Below are 6,227 nucleotides of genomic sequence, written 5' to 3'. Positions count from 1 at the left end.
AAGAAGCTCGCCGCCATGAAGGAGCCGGTGATCAGGAGCGTGATCCATCCCCCCTCGGGGAACTTCATGATCACCGTGGCGCACAGGATCGACGCCGTCAGGGCGAACCCGATCCCGTTGACCGCGATCCCGTGCATCCAGCGGGGCTCCGTCTCCCGGTCCTTCCACCAGTGCAGCACCATCCCGAACTGCGACATGCTGAAGGTCAGGAACACGTTGATCGAGTACATGATCACGAGGTACCGCACCGAGCCCCCCGTGATGAACAGCATCAGGAACGCCATCCCTCCCATGAAGTAGACGCCGTACTTGGTCACCAGTCGCTCGGAGAGGTGGGCGAAGCGGTGCGGCATGTACGAGTCGTTGGCCATGTTGGAGAGCACCTGCGGGCCGCCCAGAAAGCCCGTCTGCGCCGCCACGAACAGGAGCACCGCCTCCGTGAAGAGGACGAAGGCCGTCAGGTACTTCGCCCCCTCCCCGCTCCACAGGTCCTGCACCAGCCCCCCGAACAGCACCGCGTTGAGCGTCTTCCCGTGGACCGGGGAGACGCCGTTGAGCACGTACCCCACGATGATCCCGCCCGCCATGAAGGCCAGCGAGAAGGCCAGGTAAAGCATGGCGCGCTTCCCGGTCTGCACCCGCGGCTCCCGCAGCGTCTGCATCGAGTTGGAAACCGCCTCGATCCCCGTGTAGGTCCCCGCGCCCATCGTGTAGGCCCGCAGCAGCAGCGCACCCACCCCCAGCCAGCCCATTTCCGCCGACGCCGCCCCCAGGTCGGCCGAGAGCTGCCCTCCCACTTCCGGGAGGTCCGGCAGGTGCCGGAAGATCGCGTACAGGATCAGCGGAGCGTGCGTGAGGATGAACGCCATGAAGATCGGCGTCAGGGCGAGGACCGATTCCTTGACTCCCCGCAGGTTGAGCCAGATCAGCAGCCCCAGCACCAGCGCGATGAACTCGAACTTGTGCGGGTGCCAGTCCGCCGGAAGGAAGCTGAAGATGGCGTCCGCCCCCGCGGCCACCGACACCGTGATCGTCAGCACGTAGTCGATCACCAGCGCCGATCCCGACACCACCCCGGCCTTCTCGCCCAGAAGCTTCGACGCCACGATGTACCCGCCGCCGCCCGACGGGAACGCCTCGATGATCTGGGAATAGCTTGCGCAGATGATGAACACCGTCAGCACCGTGGCCGCCGCGACGAACAGCGCGAGCACCGGGTGGCTCCCCAACGCCAGGTACGCCTCTTCCGGGCCGTACGCGGACGAAGAGATGCCGTCCGCCCCCAGCCCCACCCAGGCGAAAAAGGCGATCAGCGAAACGTGGTGGAAGATCTTCGGGTCGAAGATGTCCCGGGGAGTGCCCAGGAAGATCCGCTTCGCGCGTTGGGAAAGGGACTCCCGGGTCATGACTTAGTGCTCCAATTCATAAATACGGTAGCATCCGAACGCTGCTGCATCCGCCCCGGCTGCGTTACGCTCCCTCACCGTGCTCCCCGGCACGCCTCGGTCGCGCGCCTTGCCGGATGCGGCGCATCGACGTTCTCGGTGCTTACCGTATTTATGAACTGGAGCACTTAGAAAAATCCGCCGTTTGCATGGAATGGCTTCCGTTATCCGGCGGATTATACCACTTCCGCTTTCTTCCGGCGGAAGAAGGGTCCGGCCTCGTCCGGCGCGAAAAACCCCCGGACGCCCGATATGTATGTTAACATACATACTATGGATAACCTGACGCCATCCCAGAAGCGGGTCCTGCTGTTCCTGCAGGAATTCGTGAACCGGAACCGCTTCGCTCCCACGGCGAAGGAGATCGCCCTCCATTTCGGGATCGCGGAGAAGAACGCCTTCTATTACCTCGATCTCCTGGAGCGGAAAGGGTTTCTCCGCCGGAAGCGGCACCACCCGCGGCGCATCGAGTTCACTTCACTGGCCTCTCCCTATCGCCCCCCCAGACGCGTCCCCGTCCTGGGAGCGGTCCCCGCCGGCCCTCCGCGGGAGACGATCGAGCAGGCCGGGGAGGAGCTGTTCCTCGACCCCCTGCTGACCGGCGAAGGCGAGGTCTACGCCCTGCGCGTCGCGGGCGACAGCATGAAGGAGGCCGGGATCCGGGACGGGGATTACGTCCTGGTCCATCCCCAGGAGAGCGCCGGGGACGGCGACATCGTGGTGGCGGTCGTGGACGGCGAAGCCACCGTGAAGCGGCTTCGGCGGACGGACGGCGGCGTCCGCCTCGAGGCGGAGAACCCGGCCTTCCCTCCCCTGCTCCTCCCCGCGCCGGACGGCGAGGGCGCGGCGGCTTCCCGGACGCTGCGCATCGCGGGCAAGGTCGTCGGCCTGTTCCGGAGGATGTGATGTCTCCGTCGTCCCCCCGCCGGATCAGCCCCGCCGCGCTCTGGGCCGCGTGCCTCGCTCCATCGCCGGGGAAGATGGCGGCGCTCTTCGGGCCCGGCGCGACCCGCCTCGCGCTGCGGGCCGTGGCGGCTCCCCTGCTGGCGGGGGCGCCGGTCGTCGCGGTCGACGGCGGGAACCGGTTCGACCCGTACGAGGTCGTGCGGGCGGAGCGGGCCCTCGGCGGAAGCGGTAGGACCGCTCTTTCCCGGCTGCTCGTCTCCCGCGCCTTCACCTGCCACCAGATGGAGGCGCTCCTCTCCCGTCGGCTGCCGGAGACGCTGGCCCGTTCCGGCGCCCGGACCGCCCTGGTGCTCGGCCTGCCGGAGACGTTCGACGACGAGGACGTGCCGTACCCCGAGGCGTGCCGCGTCTTCCGGGGCTGCCTCTCCGCCCTGCGGCGGCTTTCCCGGGAGGAAACGCGGGTGGTGCTGGCGGGGGAGGCGGCGGCGCGGCGGCGACCCGGCTTCCAGCGCTACCTGGAGCGGACGGCGGACCCGCTGTTATTGCTGTGGGGAGAAGGTGGGGGGGACACACTTGCCGCGCTGGGGGGGGACACTCTTCCCCTGCGCCCCAATAAGATCAAGAATGTCCCCCCTGGCCCCCAGTTTGAAGGAGAACCATAATGGGCCGCACCGTCCTCCCCTTCACCCAGGAGCTGTACCGCGAGGAGGCGTCGTGGGCCCCCTTCCGGCGCGCCCTGCGGAAGGAGGACCGGGAGCTGCTCGACGACCTGTTCGCGGCGGCGCGCATCCACACCGCCGCGTGCGCCTTCGCGGGGCGGCCGGTCCCCTTCGAGGCGATCCTCGTGAGCATGCTCCTCGAGCAGCGCCGGGCGATGCGGGAGCTGGAGCTGAAACTGGAGGCGCTGGAGATGAAGGGTTAGCATGTCCCCCACTGCGGGGTGGATCTTCGACATCGTCCCCGCGGCGGACGGCGTCACGGTCTGGTTCCGCCGCGAAACGGGGGAAACGTCGCCGCTGCGGGCCCCTTTCCGCCCCTCCTTCGTCCTCGCCGGCAAGGGAGTCCGCCGGGAGGCGGTCGAGGCGGCCGCCCGCCGCTGGAGCTGCGCCGCCTCTCCCCGCGAAGGAACCGACTTCTTCTCGGGGAAGCCGGCGCCGGCCTGGACGGTCACGGTCCCCCGCGCCGGGGCGCTGCGGGAGACGGTGCGGAAGGCGGAAAGGGCGTTCGGGCCCGAGGCGCTGCACAACGCCGACCTCTCCGTCGAGCAGCAGTTCGCGCTCTCCTCGGGGCTGTACCCGCTGGCGCGCGCCGAGGCCGAGCTCTCGCCGGACGGCGCCCTCCTCGCCGCGCGCGTCCTCGACTCGCCGTGGGACGCCGACGCCCCGCTCCCCGCGTTCACGGCGGCGCGGCTGGCATCCGCCGGGACCGGCCACCCCGCCCACGGGCGGGCGCGCCCCCTCGAGTTCACCGCGGAGGATCGGACCCACGTGCTCCCGTGGGAGGAGGGGGCCGACCTCCTCCGGGAGCTCCAGCGGCTGGTCGACGCCCACGACCCCGACCTGCTCGTGACGGAATACGGCGACGACTTCATCCTCCCCCGCCTGCTCGCCCTCGCGGCGCGCCTGCGCTTTCCTTTGAATCTCGGGAGGGCCGCCCTCCCGGCGGGACGCGGCGGAGACGCCGTCCGCCGCACCCGGGAGCGCTCGTACTTCTCCTACGGGCAGGTCGTCTTCCGCGCCGCGGGGCACTACCTCGACGGCCGCTGGCACGTGGACGCCCGCAACTCGTTCCTCTTCGCCGACACCGGCCTGCAGGGGCTGGTCGAGCTGTCCCGCCTATCGGGCATCCCGCTGCAGCGGATGGCGCGGTCGTCGCCGGGGACCGCCATCTCGGCGATGCAGATGGCGACGGCGGTTCGCCGGGGGATCCTCGTCCCGTTCAAGAAGCGGGAGCCCGAAGCGTTCAAGACGGCGCTGGAGCTCGTGGAGACCGACAAGGGAGGGCTCACCTACCTTCCGCGCCCCGGGCTCCACGAGAACGCGGGGGAGCTCGACTTCGCCTCGATGTACCCGTCGCTGATGGTCCGCTACAACATCTCGCCGGAGACGGTGAACTGCCGCTGCTGCGCGGGCGACGCCCTCCCAGTCCCCGGCATCCCCGCGCGCACGTGCCGGCGCCGCATCGGGCTCGTGCCCGGGACGATCGCGCCGGTGCTCGCCAAGCGCTCCCTGCTCAAGGGACGGCAGAAGGCCGCCGCCGATCCCGCGGAGCGGGAGGCGCTGCGGCGCCGGCAGACCGCCCTCAAGTGGCTGCTGGTGGTGTGCTTCGGCTTCCTCGGCTACAAGAACGCCCGCTTCGGGCGCATCGAGGCGCACGAGGCGACCACCGCGTGGGGGCGGGAGAAGCTGCTGTCGGCCAAGGAGGTCGCGGAAGGCGCGGGCTTCTCCTTCCTCCACGGGCTCACCGACGCCCTCTGGGTGAAGCGGGAAGGAGCGACGGAGGACGACTACCGGCGGCTCGCGGAGACGATCACGGAGGAGACCGGGATGCCGATCGCCCTCGAGGGGATCTACCGGTGGATCGCCTTCCTGCCGTCGAAGGGGAACCCGCGCGTCGGCGTCCCCAACCGGTTCGTCGGCGCCTTCGCCGACGGGGAGGTGAAGGCCCGGGGGATCGCGATGCGCCGCTCCGACACCCCTCCCTTCGTCGCGGAGCTGCAGCGGGAGCTGCTGCGGCGGATGGCGGAAGCGCGCGGGATCGGGGAGCTCCGCGCGATGCTGCCGGAGCTGCAGGAGGCGGTCGAGGCGGCGGCGCTGGAGCTGCGCGAGGGGCGCGTCCCCCCGGAAGCGCTGTCGGTCTCGCGGCGGCTGTCGAAGGAGCCGCAGCGGTACGTCGCGGCGACCGCGGCCTCGGAGGTCGCGCGGGAGCTTTCCGGGCGCGGCGTGGCGTTGCGCCCCGGCTCCCGCATCCGGTACCTGCTCACGGACGAGGGGGGGCGGAGCGCGCGGGGCGCGGGGAAGCAGCACGGCCGGGCGGCGGGTTTCCTCGACGGGAGCGAATCGCCGGACCTGCGCCGCTACGAGGCGATGCTGCGGGAGGCGGCCGAAGAGCTGCTAGGAACCATGTGATATATTTGCGCGGTGGACGTATCGATCGTCATCGTGAGCTGGAACACGAAGGAGCTGCTGCTCGACTGCATCGCGTCGGTGTATCGCACGGCGGAGAAGGCGCGCTTCGAGATCATCGTATCCGACAACGGGAGCCGGGACGGCAGCCTCGAGGCGGTGGCGGAGAAATATCCCGAGGTCCGGCGGATCGAAAACAGCGCCAACCTGGGGTTCGCAAGGGCGAACAACATCGCGATCGAACGGATGCAAGGAAGGTACGCCCTCCTGCTGAACACCGACACCGTCCTCAAGCCCGGCGCGCCGGATCGGCTGTTCGATTTCATGGAATCCCGTCCGGACGCGGGGATGTGCGGTCCGCAGCTTCTGAACACCGACGGCTCCCGGCAGACCTCCTTCGGGACGTTCCCCACGATCGCCACGGAATTTTTGGGCCGCACCGTCGCGCGCTTCCTGTTCGCCACGCCCGGCGCCCGGCCCGGCGGAAGCGCCGCTCCCGTCCCGGACGGCCCCGCCGAAGCGGACTTCATCATCGGCGCCTGCATGATGGTGCGCCGTAGCGCCATGGAGGCGGTCGGCGCATTCGATCCGGATTATTTCTTCTTCTACGAGGAGATCGACTGGTGCTGGCGGATGCGTCAGGCCGGGTGGCGGATCTGGTTCGTGCCGGAGGCGGAGGTCGTACATTTCGGGGGGCAGAGCGCGAAGAACCTGAACCTGAGGGCGCGCGCCGAGTCGTGGCGCTCGCGCT

Annotated in this window: 6 protein-coding genes; 5 read left to right on the top strand and 1 reads right to left on the bottom strand. The window is 69.8% G+C overall.

What is annotated here, in order from left to right; all coding sequences use genetic code 11:
• The coding region (locus AB1346_01840; GenBank protein MEW6719172.1) for an APC family permease at positions 1 to 1,406 on the bottom strand (1,406 nt) is incomplete at its 3' end.
• A gap of 312 nt (positions 1,407 to 1,718) precedes the next feature.
• Here AB1346_01840 and lexA point away from each other — a divergent pair.
• The 5 genes from lexA to AB1346_01815 form a co-directional block, all read left to right on the top strand.
• Positions 1,719 to 2,351 carry a transcriptional repressor LexA gene (gene lexA / locus AB1346_01835; GenBank protein ID MEW6719171.1) on the top strand — a complete coding sequence of 211 codons (633 nt, stop codon included), beginning with the start codon at positions 1,719 to 1,721 and terminating at the stop codon, positions 2,349 to 2,351.
• Positions 2,351 to 3,013 (top strand): hypothetical protein, encoded by a 663-nt coding sequence (locus AB1346_01830; protein MEW6719170.1) that lies wholly within the window; start codon positions 2,351 to 2,353, stop codon positions 3,011 to 3,013. Before lexA ends, AB1346_01830 begins: the two co-directional genes overlap by 1 nt.
• Positions 3,013 to 3,273: a hypothetical protein gene (locus AB1346_01825; GenBank protein MEW6719169.1), complete on the top strand. Its 261-nt coding sequence runs from the start codon at positions 3,013 to 3,015 to the stop codon at positions 3,271 to 3,273. Before AB1346_01830 ends, AB1346_01825 begins: the two co-directional genes overlap by 1 nt.
• 1 nt (position 3,274) lies before the next feature.
• Complete coding sequence (locus AB1346_01820; GenBank protein ID MEW6719168.1) at positions 3,275 to 5,479, top strand: DNA polymerase domain-containing protein; 2,205 nt, start codon at positions 3,275 to 3,277, stop codon at positions 5,477 to 5,479.
• A 12-nt stretch (positions 5,480 to 5,491) separates the two neighbouring features.
• The coding region (locus AB1346_01815; GenBank protein MEW6719167.1) for a glycosyltransferase family 2 protein at positions 5,492 to 6,227 on the top strand (736 nt) is incomplete at its 3' end.

The sequence above is a fragment of the Thermodesulfobacteriota bacterium genome (assembly GCA_040758155.1).
Classification (GTDB): domain Bacteria; phylum Desulfobacterota; class Deferrimicrobia; order Deferrimicrobiales; family Deferrimicrobiaceae; genus UBA2219.
This window is presented reverse-complemented; position numbering and strand designations above follow the sequence as displayed.